The following is a 16475-nucleotide window of genomic DNA, read 5'->3' on the forward strand; positions in this document are numbered from 1 at the left end:
AAAGTCATGAATCATCACAGAGTGTCATCGGCGGTGCGGCAATCGGAGGGGGCCGAACGGCGCAGCCGCGCCACCCCGCGATTGTCACCGGCCGACCACAACGTCGTACCGGAGTCGTCCGGACGGGCATCAGCACGGCCCGCGTGCTCTCTGCTTCTCTGGGGAACACCCCCATGAGACCAGGGAGTTGCCGTGCACCCCGACACCACGACCTGCCCGTCGCCGACCAGCGCTCCCGTCGATGCCCCGTTCGCTCCCGCGCTCCCGGAGAACCTCTCGTACAGCTTCACGCTCCCGGCCTCCCCGCGCAGTCCCGGTGTGGCGCGCGCCGCGACCCGGACGGTCCTGAGGGCGCACGGCCTCACCGAGGTGACGGACGCGGTCGTCCAGGTGGTCAGCGAACTGACCGCCTGCGCCTGCCGGCTGTCCGCCACCAAGGAGGTGTACGTCTCGCTGCGCCACCGCGGCGGCGACCTGCGCGTCACCGTCTACGACGGCCACCCCCGCCACGAGCGGGCCCGCCTCGGCGCCATCTGCGTCCTGTCCCGCCGGGTGTCCCTGCGCGTCCTGGACGAGGTCGTCCGCGCCTGCCACGGCGACTGGGGCATCGGCGGCGAGCACGAATCGGGCGGCGGCACCCGCATGTGGGCGGTCCTGCCCCGCACGGGGGCGGCCCGGTACCTCGCGGGCCCCTCAGGGCCAGAGCAGCTGTCGTGACCAGCCGGTGTCGTTTCTGACGTACGACAGGCGTACGTGCCGGCGGTGTTCCTCGCCCTGGAAGAACTCCGCCTCCTCGGGGTCGAGCCGGTACAGGGTCCAGGTGGGGGATGCGGCCGTCGGGTCGGCCCGGGCCCGGTCCCAGGCCGCCCGGGACACCGCCGCCAGCTCCTCGGTGGAGGAGAGGGGCTCGCTCTGGCGGCCCGTCAGGGCGGCGGCCAGGGCGCCGGTGGAGCGGGCGTGCAGGTCGGCCTGGGCCTCGCCGGAGGGGGCGGAGACGACCGGGCCGCGGACGCGGACCTGGCGGCCGCGCCGGGGCCAGTAGAAGGTGAGCGCCGCGTACGGGCGGGCGGCGAGCTGGCGGCCCTTGCGGCTGGTGGCGTGCGTGGCGAAGGACCAGCCGCCGGCGTCGGCGCCGTGCAGCATCACGATCCGGGCGTCCGGGCGGCCCTCCTCGTCGGCGGTGGCCAGGGTCATGGTGTGCGGCTCCCGCTCACCCGCCGCCACCGCCTCGGCGAACCAGGCGGTGAACAGCTCCACCGGGGTGCCGGGGGCCCGCTCCGGGTCGAAGGCAGGCAGCCGCGTCACCTCCGGGTCCCACACCCGCAGCGACCTCAGCAGCTCATGAAGATCCGTAGCCATGACCCGAGTATCGGCCCCGAGTGTCAACCCCGTCGCTCAGCGCCGGGTGAACTGGGCGCTCGTCGACTGCACGGCGTCCGGCTTCACCGCGATCCCCTCGATCGTGAGCTGCTCGCCGTAGATGTCGGTCAGCCGGATCGCGGCGCCGCAGCCGGTGCCCTGCTCGGAGAGGAAGTAGTTGTACGCGGTGCGCTCCAGTTGCTTCCAGCCACCGCCCGTACGGACCTCCAGGCGGGCCAGCGGGTTGCGGTGGCCGAGGGCCTGGATGCCGCACCAGTACTGGGTGGAGCCCGTCTTGTAGCGGATCGAGATCGTGTCGCTCGTGCTCGGGCTGAGCAGGTTCCAGGTGATCTGGATCCGGCCCGCCGACAGCGGCGCCAGCTTGGCGAAGGCCTGCTGACTGAGGTCCAGCTGACCGGCCTGGCAGGGCGCCGGGCACTCGTTGGTGATCCGTACGGTGATCGACTTGCCGCCCGCGTGGACGGCCACGAACGCGCCGCAGGCCTTCGAGGTCTCGTAGTCGGCGGTGTTCATCGCCGCCGTCATCACGTCGGAGGTGGGGCCGTAGGAGCAGGCACCGTCGCCGTTGCCGACGTCGTAGGAGGTGGCCACGCCCCGGTAGGTGACGCCGGGGCGGATCCGGCCGGCCAGGGAGCCCGACGCGGAGGTCCTCGGTGCGGTGGCGGTGGAGGTGGTGGCCTTGGCGCGGGCGGCCGCGGAGGACGCGGCGGACGCGGTGGCCGAGCGGGACGCGGACGCGCGGGCCGTCGGGCTCGCCGCGCTCGCGGACGGCGTCGGCGACCCGGAGGCCGAGGGCGCCCCGGGCGTCGGCGAGGCGCTCGCCCGGGCGCCGGAGACGGGCTTGGCGGCGTCCTGCACATCGGCGGTCCCGCCGCCGCCCGGGCGGAAGGCCACGGCCAGCGACACGACGAGCGCCACGGCGGCGACGGCGACGGCGGAGAGCAGCGCCGTGTGGCGCCGGGGGCGGGAGCGGCGGCGGTGCGAAGGGGTGGTCACAGTCGATTCCTTCGGTCGGGCGGGGCTCCGGTGACGAGAGCGTCCGCCCCGACAGTCGCCGCGGACCCTCCCGAAGGTTGCCGTGACTTCATACGGCCCCGGGGCCGCCCGGGTTCACCCGGTTCCCACCGGTCCGCTCACGTCACCGTCTCGTACTGGCCCAGGAAGCGCGCCCGGCCCTCCTTCACCTGGTACAGGAAGAGCCCGGGCGTGGAGTCCATCTGAAGCGTCGTCCTGTTGAACGACACCTTCTTGCAGACACCCCGGTACGTGAGTGTCCGCAGCCGCCGCGTCACACCGCCCCGCTCCATGCCGTCCGGGCCGAGCAGCCGCAGCCCCTCGGCGGCCAGGCCGAGCGCGTCGAAGGCCTCGGCGGCGTACGGCGGCACGGCGTCGACGCCATAGCGCTTCCGGTACGCCGCCGCGAAGGCCTGCGCCGGCTTCGATGCGGGAGCGGCCGCGGGATCCACGTAGGTCGTGCCGAACACCCAGCCCTCGGCGGCCTCTCCCGCCTCCTCCAGGAACGCGGGGCCCAGCACCGGTTCCATGGCCACACACGGGCCGCTGAAACCGGCCTCGCGTACCGCGCGGGCGCACAGGGCGGCCCGCCGGGCGGAGACGCCGGTGTAGACGAGGGCCTGGGCCCGGGCGGCGATCGCCGCCGTCACGACCGGGCGGAAGTCCTCGCTGCCGGCGGCGACCGTGTGGAGGGTGGTGGTGCCCTTGGAGGGTGGGAACTCCCTCATCGACCGGGCGCTCCTCCAGCCGACCTCTCCCGCGGCCCGGTCGTCGACGACGGCGGTTCGGTGGGCCGGCTCCACATGGGTGAGGTACCAGGCGACCGGTGCCGTCAGGGAGATGTCGCCGGGCCTGAGCTGGAAGACCGCCGTGTTCGAGGTGTCGGAGAGCCGTTCGTCGCCGGCGGAGACGACCAGCGCGGGCAGCAGTGCCTTCTGGTAGCTCGCCTGGGCGGCCACCGCCGTCGCGTCCGTCGTGGGACCGACCACGGCGTACACCGTGTCGTCCGCCGCGAAGGCGCCGGCGGTCTCCACGGCCCGCTCGGGCTCCCCGCCGTCGTCCCGCACCCGGAGCACGAGGTCGAAGTCACGGCCCGCACGGGCGTTGTGCTGCTCCACGGCGAGCCGCGCGCCCCGCTCCTGCGCCCGCCCGACACTCTTCCGGGCCCCGCTCAGATCGGCGTGCAGCCCGATGGCGTACCGGGGCAGCGGACTCCGCACCCCCGTCCCGCCCCCGCCCCCGCCCCGGGCCCCCTCGCCCGAGTGTCCGGCCACCCACGCCGCCACACCGCCCCCGGCCCCGAGCACCCCCGCGACCGCCCCGAGGGCCAGGAAACGCCGCCGTGCGGGGCGTGCAGCCACCTCGGTCTCGTCGAGCTGCCCGAGCTGTGGGGTGTCCGGTGCCGGCGGCACCGGCAACTCCAGTACCCGTGCCGCCCGTTCGGCGATCAGGCCGGGCAGGGGAGCGGGCAGCCAGCCGGCGCCGGCCGCCGTACCGGGATCGAGGGCGGCGTGGACCTCCTCCGCCGTCGGCCGGTCGCCGGGTTCCTTCGCCAGGCAGGCGGTCAGCAGCGGCAGCAGCGGTTCCGGTACGCCGTCGAGGTCGGGGGCCTCGTGGACCGTGCGGTAGACGACGGCGGCCGGGGTGCCGGTGCCGAAGGCGCGGCGGCCGGTCGAGGCGAACGCGAGGACACAGGCCAGCGAGAACACGTCGCTCGGTGGGCCGATCCGCTCCGCCCGGCCCGCCCGGGCCTGTTCGGGGGAGAGATAGCCCGGGGAGCCGATGACCACATCGCTCGCGGTGAGCGCGGTCGCGTCCGCCGAGCGGGCGATGCCGAAGTCGATCAGCCGGGGCCCGTCCAGGGCGAGCAGGACGTTGCCGGGCTTGACGTCCCGGTGCACCAGCCCCGCCCCGTGCACCTCCGCCAGCGCCTCGGCCAGCCTGGCGCCGAGCACCCGTACGGTCTCCGGCGGCAGCGGACCGTAGCGGGCGACCGTCTCCGCGAGCGGCGGCCCGGGGACGTACCCCGTGGCGAGCCAGGGCGCGCGGGCCTCCGGGTCGGCGGCGGTCACCGGCACCAGCCAGCGTCCGCCGGGCCGCCCCGCGAGCAGTGTGCCGAGCCGGCCCACCGCCTCGGCCTCGCGCCGGAACCGCACCCGGAAGGCGGGGTCGGTCGCGTACTCGGCGCGGATCACCTTGAGCGCGACCAGGGCCCCGCCCCGCGCACGGGCCAGATAGACCACGCCCATGCCGCCCGCGCCCAGCCGCCCGAGCAGCCGGTGACCGCCGACGGCCTGCGGATCCCCCGGACGGAGCGCGGTGACGGGCACGGTCGTACGGCCCTACGCGTCCGACGACGGTACGGGCGCCGGGCCCAGGAAACGGAACCTGCCGTCCGCCACCAGGTATCCGAAGACCGCGCCGTTCTCCGGGGAGACGAAGGACCCGGTCTCGGGCACGAAGGCGAACTTCTTGGTCACGCCTTGATAGGCGGTCCGGCGCAGGGCGGTGGTCAGCCGGGCGCGCGTCGGCCGGCCGTCCGCCCCGCGCAGGGTGTCGGCGATCATGCCGACGACGTCGTACGCCTCCGCCGCGTAGAAGCCGGGGGCGCTGCCGAACCGTGTGCGGTGGGCGGCGGTGAAGCCGGCCGCCGCGGGCAGCCCGGCCGGGTCGACACAGGTGCTGGTGATCAGCCAGCCCTCGGCGGCCTCGCCCGCCGCGTCGAGGAACTCCGTGCTCAGCGAGGCCTCCGGGCTGTACCGGGGTCCGTCGAAGCCGGCCGCGGCCAGGGCGCGCGCGAAGGCCGCCGCGCCCGCCGGGTAGCCGCCGTAGACGAAGGAGTCGGAGCCCGCCGCCAGCATGTCGGCGACGACGGGCCCGAAGGCCTCGGTGCCGGCCGGGACGACCCGCGGGTAGGGCAGCCGGCCCTGCCCCCGCACCATCAGGTTGATGGCGCCGATGGACGCCCAGGCGTAGTCGGCGGCGGTGCGGTCCATGAGCAGACCGGGCCGGCTCGACGGGCCGGTGGCCGCCGGACCGGAGGCGTACTCCCCGCCCGCCGCCCTCCCTCCGGCGGTCAGGAACATGGCGATCGAGGCCACGGCCTCCAGGTCGTTGGGGCGGGCGTGCAGGAAGGAACGGTTCTCGGCGCTGGTCAGGATGCTCGCCCCGGCGGACACGGAGATCAGGGGGAGCAGCGCCTCGTCGTACACGGTGACGACGGCGCGGGCGGGGTCGTCGGACGTCGGGCCGAGGACGGCGAGCACGTCCTCGTCCTCGACGAAGGCGCGGGCGACGATGCCGGCCCGGGTGACGTCGCCCCGGTCGTCGGCCACTTTCAGGGTCAGGGTGAAGGGTTTGTCCTTACGGGCGTTGAACTGCTCGACGGCGAGTCGCGCGCCCCGCTCCTGCGCCCGCCCCAGGGCCTTCCCCGGGCCGCTGAGGTCCGCCTGTACGCCGATGATCCAGTCCCGGCCGGACGGGGCAGCGGACGTCTTGGAGCCGTCGTCCCCGCGCAGGGCGGCCCACGCCGCCACCCCGCCGCCCGCGGCCAGTACGGCGCCCGAGGCCGCCGCGATCAGGAACCGGCGCCGACCGGTCGCGGGCGGGCCCGCCCCGGCCGTGACCGCGTCCGCTCCGGACCCGGCCGTCCCGCCTCGCCCGCCCGATGCCGATGCCGATCCTGACGCCGGCGTCGACCTTGATCCCGGTCCTGATCCTGATCCTGGTCCTTGTCCCTGTCCCTGTCCCTGTCCCGGTCCCGCGCCCGATCCCGGCCCCGCCTGCGCCTCCGCGACGGTCGGCTCGATGTCCGGCAGCGCGAGCATCGCGGCCGACCGCTCGGCGATGATCCGTACGACGTCCTCCGGGAGCCACCCCGCCGGATCCCCCGGGGTGTCCTCGACGATCAGCTCGTGCAGCGCGGCCGCCGAGGGACGGTCGGCCGGGCTCTTGGCCAGGCACGGCCGCAGCAACGCGAGCAGCTGCTCGTCGACGCCCTCCAGGTCGGGCTCGTCGTGCACCGTGCGGTAGAGCAGGGCGTCGACCGCGCCGGCGCCGAAGGGCGGGCGGCCGGTCGCCGCGTACGCCAGCAGACAGCCGAGGGAGAACACGTCGCTGCGCGGGCCGAGTTCGCCCGCACGGGCCTCGGCCTGTTCGGGAGCGAGGAAACCGGGGGTGCCGACGACCATGTCGGCGGAGGTGAGCGCCGTGTCGTCGGCGGCCCGCGCGATCCCGAAGTCGATGAGCCGCGGCCCGTCGACGGCGAGCAGGACATTGCCGGGCTTGACGTCCCGGTGCACGAGCCCGGCCGTGTGCACCTCGGCCAGCGCCCCGGCGAGCATCCTGCCCAGCACCCGCACACTGCGGGCGGGCAGCGGACCGCACACGGCGACGGCCTCGGCGAGCGAGGGCCCGGGGACGAAGGCGGTGGCGAGCCAGGGGGCGTCGGCATCCGGGTCGGCACCGGTCACGGGCACCGCCCAGGGGCTGCTGACCCGGCGCGCGGCCGCCACCTCGCGCCGGAAACGGGCCCGGAACTGGGCGTCCTCGGCGTACTCGGTCTGGATCACCTTGATCGCGGCCAGCGCGCCCTCGTCCGTACGGCCCAGGTAGACCACGCCCATCCCGCCTGCGCCGAGCCGGCCGAGCAGCCGGTGCCCGGCGAGGGAGGACGGGTCGGAGGGCAGCAGGGGGCCGGTCATCCGGTCACCTCCAGCGCGTTCTCCAGACGGAGCAGCATGGTGCTCTGCGTCTCGGCCACCGCCTGGCTCAGGGCGGCGGCGTCGCGGCCCTCGGCGGCGCGGGCGGTCGCGGCCACGGTGACCTGGCCGATACGGCCCTGGGTCCACATGTACGAGTACGGGCCGCCCAGGGTGTCGCTGTGGTACTCGCCGCCCTCGTAGAACGTGTCCTCGGCGTACTCGTTGCCGTTGTGGCCGAAGGCCTGGCCGAGGGACTTGAGGCCGGTGATCCGTTCCCCGGCGCGCAGCACCTGGTCCGGGCAGCGCAGCGCCTCCTCCAGCGTCGACGCCTGCTCCCAGTCGGCGCCGTCCGTGTCCCGGTGGACGGTGACGGTCACGGCGACCCTGACCGGGCCCTTGCCGCTCTCGGCGGGCAGTTCGCTGTAACGGGTGACGCTGGCGAACACGTCGTCGGGGACGGGCTCGCGCTGCCAGACGCAGTCGCCGTCGAGGACCGGCCAGGTGCCGGGACCGCTGTCCGGAGCAGCGCGGACGAAGCCGGCGCCCCAGACCTCGGGGCCCGCGGCGACCTTGTCGGCCAGGCGCACGGCGTCCGCGCGGTTCTTCGGGGCGCGGGCCGGGTCAGGAGTGAAATCGAGCGCGGTGGGCGGGGAACCGGGCGCGTCCGTGACGGCACCGCCCGAGGCGCCGGTGGACGTCTGCCCCGGTGTCCCGGTGGCCTTCCCGCCGCCGGATCCCCCAGCGGATCCCCCACCGGATCCGCCACCGCCGGAACATGCCGTGACGAGCAGCAGCCCGCTCACCGACAGGGCGCACAAGCCCTGTAAAACCCCTCTGTCCACCGCTTCCCGCCCCCCAGGCATGCCGCGCTGTCCCAGCCCTCTGCCGGCCCTCTCCCAGGCCTCGTTCGGGCACGACGAGGGTACGGCCGAATTCAGTTCCGGCCCAGTACCACCGTTCCCGACGAACAGAACCACCCCCCGGTCCCCGAGGCCACCCCCAGCCGGGGCAACTCGCCGTCGGGTCGCCGCACTTGACGCTCCCCGGCCTCCCCCCGCAACTGCCGGACCGCCTCCACCAGCAGGAACAGCCCCCGCATACCGGGATGCTGGGCCGACAGCCCGCCCCCGTCGGTGTTCACCGGCAGCTCCCCGCCGGCCGTCAGGCGGCCCTTCTCCACGAACGCCCCGCCCTCGCCCTTGGCGCAGAACCCCAGGTCCTCCAGGGTCACCAGGGTCATGTAGGTGAACGCGTCGTAGATCTCCGCGAAGTCCATCTCAGCCGGCCGCACCCCCGCCCGCCCGAAGGCCAGCCGCCCGCTGACCGCCGCCGGGGAGACCGTGAAGTCCTCCCACTCCGACAGGCTCGCGTGCGAGACGTGCTCCCCGGTGCCGAGAATCCACACCGGGGCCGTACGGCAGTCCCGTACGTACTCCTCGGCCGCCAGCAGGACCGCCGCGCCCCCGTCGGAGCGCAGACAGCAGTGCAGCTTGGTGAACGGGTCGGCGATCATCGGCCCGGAGAGCACCTCGTCCACGGTGACCGGGGTGCGGAACATCGCCTCCGGGTTCAGCGCCGCGTTCGCCCGCGCCTGCACGGCGACCTCGGCGAGCTGCTCGATCGTCGTGCCGTACTCGGTCATGTGCCGGCGGGCCGCCATCGCGTACTTGGCGATCAGGGTGTGCCCGTACGGCACCTCGAACTGGAGCGGGCCGCGGGCGCCGAAGGCGAAGGTGCCGGTGCGGCGGCCGGCCCGGATGTCGGCGCGGGCCGTGGAGCCGTAGACCAGCAGGACCGCGTTCGCGTGCCCGGCGGCGATCGCGTCGGCCGCGTGCGCCGCCATGACCTCCCAGGTGGCGCCGCCGACGGAGGTGGAGTCGACCCAGGTGGGGCGCAGGCCCAGATGGTCGGCCACCTCGACCGGGGCGAGCGTGCCGAGCCCGGCGGAGGCGAGACCGTCCACCCGCGACCGGTCGAGCCCGGCGTCCGCCAGCGCCCGGCGGGCCGCCTGGGCGTGCAGGGCGTACGGGGTCGCGTCGTCCACCCTCCCGCAGTCCGAGAGCGCGACGCCGACGACGGCCACTTTCCGGGTCCCCGAGGTCATGAGGGGCCACCTTCCTCTGTGCATCTCGATCCGGCGCTCCTAATATGACGGACCGTCAGATCCGGAGGGAAGTGCCGGATCCGCAGGGATGTCAGATCCGGAGGGAACCGCCATGGACCCCCGTCTCACCGCCGAGCAGGACGAGATCCGCCGCGCCCTGCGGGAACTGCTCCACAAACGCTGCGGCCCCGAGGAACTGCGGGCCGCCCTCGACACCCCGGCCGGCCACGACCGCGCCCTGTGGACCACCCTCGCCGAACAGCTCGGCCTGCCCGGCCTCGCCGTCCCCGAGGCGTACGGCGGTGTCGGCTGCCCCCGTACCGACCTCGCGCTCGCCGCCGAGGAGACCGGCCGGGCCCTCGCCCCCACCCCGCTGCTCGCCACCTCCGTCCTCGCCGCGCCCCTGGTCCTGGCCCTCGGCACCGACGCCCAGCGCGCCCGGCTGCTCCCGCGCCTCACCGACGGCACGCTCACCGCCGCCCTCGCCGTCCCCGCGCCCGCCCTCGCCACCGCGCTCGCCCTGACCGGGCCGGGCGGCGGCGACTGGTCCGGCGGCGGACGCGCGGGCGGGGTGCAGGCCCGGCGGGCCGGGGACGGCTGGCGGCTGTACGGCGAGGCCGCCCAGGTCCTCGACGGGCACAGCGCCGGGCTGCTGCTCGTCGCCGCCCACACCGGGGGGTTCGTACGGTCGCGGACCCTGCTGTTCCTGGTGGCGGGCGACGCCGACCGGGTCGTACGAACCCGCCAGACCGCCCTCGACGCGACCCGGCCGCAGGGGCGGGTACAACTACGGGATGCAGAAGCGGAGTTGCTGGGGGACGAGGAGACGAAAGTGAGCAAAGTGCTGGCCCGTACCGGGGAGTTCGCCGCCGCCTTCCTCGCCTGCGAGGCCGTCGGGGCCGCCGACCGGGCGCTGGAGCGGACCGTGGAGTACCTGAAACAGCGCGAGCAGTTCGGGCGGGCGATCGGGTCATTCCAGGCGGTGCAGCACCGGCTGGCCGACGTGTATGTGCAGGTCCAGGCCGCCCGGTCCGCCGCGTACTACGCCGCCTGGGCGACCGGGCGCGGCGAGGGCGTCGGCGGGCTCGCGCTCGCCCAGGCGCTCCAGGCGCTGCGGCTCGCCGCCGCCGAGGGGATCCAGCTGCACGGCGGGATCGGGTTCACCTGGGAGCACCAGGCGCATCTGTACTTCAAGCGGGCCGCCGGCGACGAACTGCTGTTCGGGCCGGTGCACCGGCTGCGCGCCCACGCGGCCGAGGAGTCCGGACTGTTCACGGGCGCGGAGGTGACGGTGTGATCGGCGTCCGTGTGGTGCAGAAGGTGTCCTCGACCCGGGCCTTCGCCCGGTTCGCCCCCCATGTCGTCCCCGCCCTCGACCGGGCCGTCCACCGGCTCACCCGGGGAAAGGTGCTGCTCAGCGCCCAGATGCTGCCCGGGGTGATCCTCACCGCGACCGGCGCCCGCAGCGGGCAGCCGCGCCGCACGCCCCTGGCCTGCATGCCGGAGCCCGCGGGCCGTACCTGGATCCTCGTCGGCTCCAACTTCGGCCGCACCGGCCACCCCGCCTGGACCGCCAACCTCCTCGCCCACCCCGACGCCGAGATCAGCTGGAAGGGGACCGGCATACCGGTGACCGCCCACCTGCTGACGGGGGAGGAACGGGTGGCGGTCTGGAAGGAACTGCTCGCGTTCTGGCCGCCGTACGCGACCTATCAGGCGAGGGTGGAGCGGGAGATCCGGGTGTTCCGGCTGGTGCCGAGGCCCTAGGTCATGTCAGCAAAGGGGGCACCCCCACTCGCCCGGCACGCCGGGAGCACGCTCCCCCGCGCTCGGCTGCGCTCGCGCGGGCGAGGCCCCCACGACGCCGCAGGGCCCGCCCGTCGGGCGGACGACGGGACTTTGCGGACACGACCTGGGCGGACACGGCCCGAGCCCTAGAAGGCGTGCTGGACCAGCAGGAGCGTGCCGATGCCCAGCATCGCCGCCCCCGAGGTCCGGGTGACCGCACGGGCCGCCGCCGGGCGCGCGCCCAGCACCGCGCGGGCCAGCACGCCGACCGCGAGATAGACGGCGGCGCAGCACGCCATGTGCAGCAGACCGAGGACCGCGGTCTGCGCGGCCACCGGCAGGTGCGCGCCGCCCCCGGTCGCCAGGAACTGCGGCAGGATCGACAGATACAGCAGCAGCCCCTTGGGGTTCAGGCCGCTGATCATCGCGCCCCGCAGGAAGACCCGGCCCTCGACCACCGGCTCGCCCTCCTCCGGCACCCCCGGCCGGCGCAGCACCTGCCACCCCAGCCACACCAGATACCCCGCCCCCGCCACCGTGAGCGCGGTGAGCAGGGCGGGCGAGCCCGCGACCAGGACGGCCAGACCCGCCGTCGCCAGCGCGGTGTGCAGGGCGTAGCCGCTCACCAGGCCGCCCACCGCCGCGCCCACGGAACGGCCGCGCAGCCCGGCGGAGATCACATACGCCCAGTCGGCGCCCGGCACACAGACCAGCAGCAGGTCCAGCGCGAGGAAAGAAAACAGCGTTCCCGTGTCCATGCTGGGGACATTAGGCGTGATCCGGCCGAAAGTGTTCCCGTTCTTTTCCCGGAACGCGGCAGAATGGGGGAAGATCTGCCCCATGGACGACGTGGACCGGAAGATTCTTGCCGAGCTTCAGCAGGACGGGCGGCTGACCGTGACCGAGCTGGCCGCGCGGGTGCGGCTGAGCGTCTCGCCCTGCCATCGGCGGCTGCGGGAGCTGGAGCGGTCCGGGGCGATCAGCGGCTACCGGGCGGTGGTGGAACCGGCCGCCGTCGGGCTGAGCTTCGAGGCGCTGGTCTTCGTGTCCATGCGACAGGAGGACCGGGACACGGTCGCCGAGTTCGAGCGGGCGGTGGGTGAGCTGGAACACGTCCTGGACGCCCAGCGGCTCTTCGGGGAGCCCGACTATCTGCTGCGGGTGGCGACCGCCGACCTCGCGGCCTTCCAGCGGCTCTACGACGAGCGGCTCGCGACCCTGCCGGGGGTGCAGCGGCTGACGTCCACGCTGGTGATGAAGCACGTGGTCAAGGACCGGCCGCTGCCCGCGTAGCGGCACGGGCGGTGCTCCACTCCTGTGGAACCACCGCCCGCAAGACAGGACTTGGCTGTTTCGCCGGTTGTTTCGCCGGTTACTTCGTCGGCTTCTTGCCGGTGATGCCCAGATGGACCAACAGCGCCAGGTTCGGCTTGAGTTCGGCCTGCTTGACGCCCCAGGACTGGAAGCCCTTCTGGTGCGAGGCGACCGCCGCGAGCATCGCGACCAGTGAACCGGCGACCGCGGCCGGGTTCACGTCCTGGTCGACCCGGCCCTTGGCCTGGAGCTCGGCGACGGCGTCCGACAGGGAGTTGTTCACCGAGTTGAGGATCTTCATCCGCAGTTTGTAGAAGCGCTTGTCGCCCTCGGCCGCGCCGAGATCGACGACCCGCAGGATCGCGTCGTTCTTCTTCCAGAACTCCAGGAACCCGTCGACGAGTTCCTGCGCCGTCTGCCAGCCCGCCCTGCCGACCCACGAGCGGCCCTCCAGCAGCTCGGTCAACCCGGCGCCCTCGGCGGCCATTTGCTCGGCGATCTCCAGGACGGCGCCCTCGACGTCCGGGAAGTACTGGTAGAAGGTCGCGGGCGAAGTGCCCGCCTTCCGGGCCACGTCGATGACCTTGACGTCCCGGTACGGAGAGGAGCTGAGCATCTCGCTGAGGCAGTCCAGCAGCTTCTGCCGCGTCGCCTGCCCGCGCCGGCCGGCCACGCGGCCGTCGACGGTACGCACTTGTCCTGTCATGCCGTCAGCTTACCGAGGGGTGATCGGAGCGCGATTCGGCCGACTGCAAATGGGGTGCGAGGGGCACGGAGGAAGGGTGTGCTGGTCTGCGCGTTGCGTGAACCGCCGTTAGTTTGGCTGCATGGCCGAAAACAGGGCATCGGTGAACACAGAGGGTGGCGCCGGGGCGGTCCCCGAGGGCATCCCGTGCTGGGTGGACGCGCAGCTTCCGGACGTGGACGCGGGCAGGCGGTTCTACGGCGAGCTCTTCGGATGGACCTTCCAGGAGGCGTCCGGCGCCTCCGTGTGGGCCCTGCTGGACGGCCTGCCGGTCGCCGCGCTGGCCCACAAGACGGACGGCCGGATGCCCACCGTCTGGACGGTGTACTTCTCCACCCCCGACGCCCAGGCCACCGTCCGGCGGATCCGGTCGGCGGGCGGACAGGTGGTGATGCCCCCGTTCCCGGTGGACGGCCAGGGCTTCGCCGCCCTCGCGGCCGACCCCGAGGGCGCCGTCTTCGGCCTCTGGCAGCCGGTCGCGCACCCCGGATTCGGCGTCCGGCACATCCCCGGCGCCTTCGCCTGGGCGCAGCTCTACGCCCGGGACACCGAGATCGCGAACACCTTCTACGGCCATCTCTTCCACGAGGCCCTCTTCGGCCCCGGCGCCGCGCCCGATTTCGGCCGGGTGCCGGTCACCGATGTCTTCCCGGAAGTCATGCCGCCGCACTTCCTCGTCCACTTCGGGGTGCGGGACTGCGAGGCGGCGCTGGGCACCGTGAGCCGGCTCGGCGGGCGGGTCCAGGCGGGCCCGTTCACGGCTTCGTACGGAATCGTGGCGGTCGTCACGGACAATCAGGGTGCGTCGTTCGCGCTGCTTCAGCGTTGAATCACGTACCGGAGTACCCGCTCACGCCCCGTCCCGCATGCTGTTTCGCCCATATATGAGATGAGACACCCCGATCGCCCCCGGGTTCGCAACCAGCCGCCCGGCCAGGAAGAATCTGGGGTGCGTGCCGCCATGGCGGTGCGGTGGTGAGACGCTGCACTTCGGTCGCGTACACATAGTGGGTGACGTGGCCCGTACGGGGAGGTGGCAGGCAAGTGGTGGATCAGCTGACGCAGCACGATCCGCGGCGGATCGGGCCGTTCGAGGTGCTGGGACGGCTGGGGGCCGGCGGCATGGGGCTGGTCTATCTGGCGCGCTCCGCGTCGGGCCGGCGCGTGGCGATCAAGACGGTCCGGACCGAGCTCGCCGAGGACCAGCTCTTCCGCGTGCGCTTCACGCGCGAGGTGGAGGCGGCCCGGGCGGTCTCCGGCTTCTACACGGCCGCCGTGGTCGACGCCGACCCGCGCGCCGCGGTGCCCTGGCTCGCCACGGCCTACGTCCCCGCGCCCTCCCTCGAGGAGATAGTGAACGACTGCGGGCCGATGCCGGCCCAGGCCGTGCGCTGGCTGGCGGCGGGCGTCGCCGAGGCGCTCCAGTCGATCCACGGCGCCGGGCTGGTCCACCGCGACCTGAAGCCCTCCAACGTCCTCGTCGTCGAGGACGGCCCCCGGGTGATCGACTTCGGTATCGCCTCCGGAGTGTCGAACACCCGTTTGACGATGACGAACGTCGCCGTCGGCACCCCCGCCTACATGTCCCCCGAGCAGGCCAAGGACTCCCGCAGCGTCACCGGCGCCAGCGATGTCTTCTCCCTCGGCTCGATGCTCGTCTTCGCCGCCACCGGCCACCCGCCCTTCCACGGCGCCAACCCGGTCGAGACGGTCTTCATGCTGCTCCGCGAGGAGCCGGACCTCGAAGGCCTCCCGGACGAGCTGCGGCCGCTCATCGACTCCCTCATGCAGATGGACGCCAAGGCCCGCCCCAACCCGGCCGACCTCCAGGCCCAGCTCGCCCCGCACCTGTTCGGCTCCGGCTCCGACGACAGCGGTACGGCGTCGGCGTGGCTGCCCGAGAAGGCGGTCACCCTCATCGAGACCCGCCGCGGCGGCCGTCCCGCCCCCAAACTGGCGCCGGTGAACCCGCGCGGCCCGCTGCCGCTGCCCCCGCCGCCCTCCCACGACCCCGTGGTGCCCGCGCCCGGCCCGGTGCCTCTCGCGATCGGCGCCGCCGACCCCGGCCCGGTCCACCTCGCCGGCGCGGCCGTGCCGATCGGCCCCGGCCCGCGCGTCGCCGACGTCCGCGCCACCGCCGCCGTCAAGGCGCCGCTGCCCGAGCCCGGACTGGTCGCCAACTGGACCCGGATCCGCCCCGCCCTGGGTACGGGCGCCGACACCGCCCTCACGGCCCCGCAGACCACGGCGGCCCCCGACGGTCACCCGGCGGGCTGGCGCCCCTGGCGGTTCCGGATGTCGAACGACGTGTGGGGCACCCCGGCCGTCTTCGGCGACCTCGTCTACGTCACCTCCTTCGAGGTGCACGCGCTGGACGTGGCGACCGGCCGGCGCCGTTTCAAGACCCGGGACGTGGGCTGGTCCATGGCGGTCGCGGACGGCCGCGTCCACGCCTCCGACGGCCCCACCCTGTTCGCCCTGGAGGCCCGCGAGGGCCAGGACCTGTGGCGGCTCCAGACCGAGGCCTGGGTCTACTGCCTCAGAGCCGAGCGCGGCACGGTCGTCACCGCCACCCGCGGCGGCGGGGTCCAGGCCTGGGAGGCCTCCACCGGGCAGAAGCTCTGGGAGATCACCGGCTGCCAGAGCGACTTCGAGTCGCCCGAGGCGGGCCCCACCCTGCACGACGGCACGGTCTTCGTCTGGCAGGACGCCCGGCTCAGAGCCCTGGACGCCCGTACGGGTGACGAGCGCTGGTCGTACCCCATCGGCGACGCGGCCTCCTGCGGCGGCGTCCCGGTCCGCGTCACGCCCGCGCCCGACGGCCATGTCTACCTCTCGGCCGGCACCCGCGTCATCGCCGTCGACGTGGCGAGCGGCATGGTGCGCTGGCACTTCGAGGCCCCGGCGGTCTTCCTCTCGCCGCCCGCCTTCGTCCCCGGCCCCGCGGTCACCGGCGGTGGCGTCTACCTGGCCGACTACCTCGGCACGGTCTACGCCCTCGACGCCGCCGACGGCCGCGACCGCTGGCGCATCGCGACCGAGTCCCGTGCCTCCGTCGACCCGGTCCTGGTGGCGGCCGGCCATGTCCACGTGGGCAGCGGCAAGGGCCTCTACACCCTGGACGCGGTCACCGGCACACCCAAGTGGCGCTTCCAGGCGGGCGGCGACATCGTGGGCTCCCCGGCGGTCGAGGCGGGCCGTATCCACTTCGGCTCCACCGACCACCTGCTCTACACCCTCAAGGCCGACGACGGCCGCCTGCGCTGGAAGCTGGCCACCGGCGGCGAGATCACCGGCTCCCCGGTGGTCCGGGACGGCGTGGTGTACGCGTGCAGCAAGGACCGCTGTGTGTACGCGCTGGACGCGGAGAAGGGAACGGGCACGGCTCGCACGGTCTGACGCCGTGCCGCCCCGTTCCGGGACGGCC

Annotated in this window: 14 protein-coding genes; 6 read left to right on the forward strand and 8 right to left on the reverse strand. The window is 74.3% G+C overall.

Annotated features, from left to right (window positions below; all coding sequences use genetic code 11):
• Nucleotides 1-192 precede the first annotated feature (192 nt).
• A complete protein-coding gene (locus ABZ490_RS07570) occupies nt 193-717 on the forward strand; it encodes an ATP-binding protein (RefSeq protein WP_358985700.1) in 525 nt (174 codons plus the stop codon).
• Here the strand turns inward: ABZ490_RS07570 and ABZ490_RS07575 are convergent.
• The 6 genes from ABZ490_RS07575 to ABZ490_RS07600 all read right to left on the reverse strand — a co-directional run bounded on the left by ABZ490_RS07575 (nt 694) and on the right by ABZ490_RS07600 (nt 9201).
• Nucleotides 694-1359 carry a pyridoxal 5'-phosphate synthase gene (locus tag ABZ490_RS07575; protein ID WP_358985703.1) on the reverse strand — a complete coding sequence of 222 codons (666 nt, stop codon included), beginning with the start codon at nt 1357-1359 and terminating at the stop codon, nt 694-696. The genes ABZ490_RS07570 and ABZ490_RS07575 overlap by 24 nt on opposite strands.
• Nucleotides 1360-1395: 36 nt before the next feature.
• A complete protein-coding gene (locus ABZ490_RS07580) occupies nt 1396-2376 on the reverse strand; it encodes an expansin EXLX1 family cellulose-binding protein (protein WP_358985705.1) in 981 nt (326 codons plus the stop codon).
• 137 nt (nt 2377-2513) lie between these two features.
• Nucleotides 2514-4724 carry a bifunctional serine/threonine-protein kinase/ABC transporter substrate-binding protein gene (locus ABZ490_RS07585; RefSeq protein WP_358985708.1) on the reverse strand — a complete coding sequence of 737 codons (2211 nt, stop codon included), beginning with the start codon at nt 4722-4724 and terminating at the stop codon, nt 2514-2516.
• Nucleotides 4725-4736: 12 nt separating this feature from the next.
• The gene (locus ABZ490_RS07590; RefSeq protein ID WP_358985711.1) at nt 4737-7097 is read right to left on the reverse strand and encodes a bifunctional serine/threonine-protein kinase/ABC transporter substrate-binding protein; all 2361 of its coding nucleotides are present in this window, start codon (nt 7095-7097) and stop codon (nt 4737-4739) included.
• Nucleotides 7094-7915 (reverse strand): hypothetical protein, encoded by an 822-nt coding sequence (locus ABZ490_RS07595; RefSeq protein ID WP_358985714.1) that lies wholly within the window; start codon nt 7913-7915, stop codon nt 7094-7096. Before ABZ490_RS07595 ends, ABZ490_RS07590 begins: the two co-directional genes overlap by 4 nt.
• Before the next feature lie 116 nt (nt 7916-8031).
• Nucleotides 8032-9201 carry an acetyl-CoA acetyltransferase gene (locus ABZ490_RS07600; RefSeq protein ID WP_358985717.1) on the reverse strand — a complete coding sequence of 390 codons (1170 nt, stop codon included), beginning with the start codon at nt 9199-9201 and terminating at the stop codon, nt 8032-8034.
• 112 nt (nt 9202-9313) lie between these two features.
• Between ABZ490_RS07600 and ABZ490_RS07605 the strand changes: the two genes are divergently transcribed.
• Both ABZ490_RS07605 and ABZ490_RS07610 read left to right on the forward strand, forming a co-directional pair.
• Entirely contained in the window at nt 9314-10498 is a 1185-nt protein-coding gene (locus ABZ490_RS07605; protein WP_358985719.1) for an acyl-CoA dehydrogenase family protein, read from the forward strand.
• A complete protein-coding gene (locus ABZ490_RS07610) occupies nt 10495-10968 on the forward strand; it encodes a nitroreductase family deazaflavin-dependent oxidoreductase (RefSeq protein ID WP_358985722.1) in 474 nt (157 codons plus the stop codon). The genes ABZ490_RS07605 and ABZ490_RS07610 overlap by 4 nt, the downstream gene beginning before the upstream one ends.
• Before the next feature lie 167 nt (nt 10969-11135).
• Here ABZ490_RS07610 and ABZ490_RS07615 read toward each other — a convergent pair whose 3' ends face one another.
• Nucleotides 11136-11747: a LysE family translocator gene (locus tag ABZ490_RS07615; RefSeq protein ID WP_358985725.1), complete on the reverse strand. Its 612-nt coding sequence runs from the start codon at nt 11745-11747 to the stop codon at nt 11136-11138.
• An 82-nt stretch (nt 11748-11829) separates the two neighbouring features.
• Here ABZ490_RS07615 and ABZ490_RS07620 point away from each other — a divergent pair, with 82 nt between their 5' ends.
• Nucleotides 11830-12282, forward strand: coding sequence for an Lrp/AsnC family transcriptional regulator (locus tag ABZ490_RS07620; protein WP_358985728.1), 453 nt, complete (start codon nt 11830-11832; stop codon nt 12280-12282).
• A gap of 79 nt (nt 12283-12361) precedes the next feature.
• Here ABZ490_RS07620 and ABZ490_RS07625 read toward each other — a convergent pair whose 3' ends face one another.
• Nucleotides 12362-12997, reverse strand: a complete 636-nt coding sequence (locus ABZ490_RS07625) for a TetR family transcriptional regulator (RefSeq protein WP_358985962.1) — start codon at nt 12995-12997, stop codon at nt 12362-12364.
• Nucleotides 12998-13130: 133 nt separating this feature from the next.
• Here ABZ490_RS07625 and ABZ490_RS07630 point away from each other — a divergent pair, with 133 nt between their 5' ends.
• Together ABZ490_RS07630 and ABZ490_RS07635 are read left to right on the forward strand one after the other, a co-directional pair.
• Nucleotides 13131-13877 (forward strand): VOC family protein, encoded by a 747-nt coding sequence (locus ABZ490_RS07630; RefSeq protein ID WP_358985730.1) that lies wholly within the window; start codon nt 13131-13133, stop codon nt 13875-13877.
• A 215-nt stretch (nt 13878-14092) separates the two neighbouring features.
• Complete coding sequence (locus ABZ490_RS07635; RefSeq protein ID WP_358985733.1) at nt 14093-16447, forward strand: serine/threonine-protein kinase; 2355 nt, start codon at nt 14093-14095, stop codon at nt 16445-16447.
• Nucleotides 16448-16475: the final 28 nt, after the last annotated feature.

The sequence above is a fragment of the Streptomyces sp. NPDC005811 genome, from assembly GCF_040630405.1.
Classification (GTDB): Bacteria; Actinomycetota; Actinomycetes; order Streptomycetales; family Streptomycetaceae; genus Streptomyces.

Bases quoted from the DNA above. Each gene is read 5' to 3' on its own strand.
- ABZ490_RS07575 (WP_358985703.1), bottom strand. From the start codon at position 1,359: ATGGCTACGGATCTTCATGAGCTGCTGAGGTCGCTGCGGGTGTGGGAC.
- ABZ490_RS07590 (WP_358985711.1), bottom strand. From the start codon at position 7,097: ATGACCGGCCCCCTGCTGCCCTCCGACCCGTCCTCCCTCGCCGGGCAC.
- ABZ490_RS07600 (WP_358985717.1), bottom strand. From the start codon at position 9,201: ATGACCTCGGGGACCCGGAAAGTGGCCGTCGTCGGCGTCGCGCTCTCG.
- ABZ490_RS07605 (WP_358985719.1), top strand. From the start codon at position 9,314: ATGGACCCCCGTCTCACCGCCGAGCAGGACGAGATCCGCCGCGCCCTG.
- ABZ490_RS07615 (WP_358985725.1), bottom strand. From the start codon at position 11,747: ATGGACACGGGAACGCTGTTTTCTTTCCTCGCGCTGGACCTGCTGCTG.
- ABZ490_RS07620 (WP_358985728.1), top strand. From the start codon at position 11,830: ATGGACGACGTGGACCGGAAGATTCTTGCCGAGCTTCAGCAGGACGGG.
- ABZ490_RS07630 (WP_358985730.1), top strand. From the start codon at position 13,131: ATGGCCGAAAACAGGGCATCGGTGAACACAGAGGGTGGCGCCGGGGCG.